We start from the raw sequence: 1,414 nt of genomic DNA, 5'->3' as shown, positions 1-1,414 counted from the left end.
AACACAGTGGACGCGAGCAACTGAGGACAAGCCCTCGGCCTATTAGTACCGGTCAACTCCACACGTTACCGTGCTTCCATATCCGGCCTATCAACCCAGTCGTCTACTGGGAGCCTTACCCTCTCATGGAGGTGGGAGTCCTCATCTCGAAGCAGGCTTCCCGCTTAGATGCTTTCAGCGGTTATCCCTCCCGAACGTAGCCAACCAGCCATGCCCTTGGCAGAACAACTGGCACACCAGAGGTTCGTCCGTCCCGGTCCTCTCGTACTAGGGACAGCCCTTCTCAAGACTCCTACGCGCACAGCGGATAGGGACCGAACTGTCTCACGACGTTCTAAACCCAGCTCGCGTACCGCTTTAATGGGCGAACAGCCCAACCCTTGGGACCGACTCCAGCCCCAGGATGCGACGAGCCGACATCGAGGTGCCAAACCATCCCGTCGATATGGACTCTTGGGGAAGATCAGCCTGTTATCCCCGGGGTACCTTTTATCCGTTGAGCGACGGCGCTTCCACAAGCCACCGCCGGATCACTAGTCCCGACTTTCGTCCCTGCTCGACCCGTCGGTCTCACAGTCAAGCTCCCTTGTGCACTTACACTCAACACCTGATTGCCAACCAGGCTGAGGGAACCTTTGGGCGCCTCCGTTACTCTTTAGGAGGCAACCGCCCCAGTTAAACTACCCATCAGACACTGTCCCTGATCCGGATCACGGACCCAGGTTAGACATCCAGCACGACCAGACTGGTATTTCAACGACGACTCCCACCATACTGGCGTATGGCTTTCACAGTCTCCCAGCTATCCTACACAAGCCGAACCGAACACCAATATCAAACTGTAGTAAAGGTCCCGGGGTCTTTCCGTCCTGCTGCGCGAAACGAGCATCTTTACTCGTAGTGCAATTTCACCGGGCCTATGGTTGAGACAGTCGAGAAGTCGTTACGCCATTCGTGCAGGTCGGAACTTACCCGACAAGGAATTTCGCTACCTTAGGATGGTTATAGTTACCACCGCCGTTTACTGGCGCTTAAGTTCTCAGCTTCGCCCACCCGAAAGTGAGCTAACCGGTCCCCTTAACGTTCCAGCACCGGGCAGGCGTCAGTCCGTATACATCGCCTTACGGCTTCGCACGGACCTGTGTTTTTAGTAAACAGTCGCTTCTCGCTGGTCTCTGCGGCCACCCCCAGCTCAAGGAGCAAGTCCTCTCACCGGATGTGGCCCCCCTTCTCCCGAAGTTACGGGGGCATTTTGCCGAGTTCCTTAACCATAGTTCACCCGAACGCCTCGGTATTCTCTACCTGACCACCTGAGTCGGTTTAGGGTACGGGCCGCCATGAAACTCGCTAGAGGCTTTTCTCGACAGCATAGGATCATCCACTTCACCACAATCGGCTCGGCATCAGGTCTCAG

Annotated in this window: 1 rRNA gene; it reads right to left on the bottom strand. The window is 56.2% G+C overall.

From position 1 onward, the window contains the following. Nucleotides 1-22: 22 nt before the first annotated feature. A 23S ribosomal RNA gene (locus KUM38_RS21965) occupies nucleotides 23-1,414 on the bottom strand; the annotation flags it as partial.

The sequence above is a fragment of the Streptomyces sp. AC558_RSS880 genome (assembly GCF_019049255.1).
In the GTDB taxonomy this organism is placed as follows: domain Bacteria; phylum Actinomycetota; class Actinomycetes; order Streptomycetales; family Streptomycetaceae; genus Streptomyces.
The sequence above is the reverse complement of the archived record's forward strand: the minus strand, read 5'-3'. Positions and strand labels throughout refer to the sequence as shown.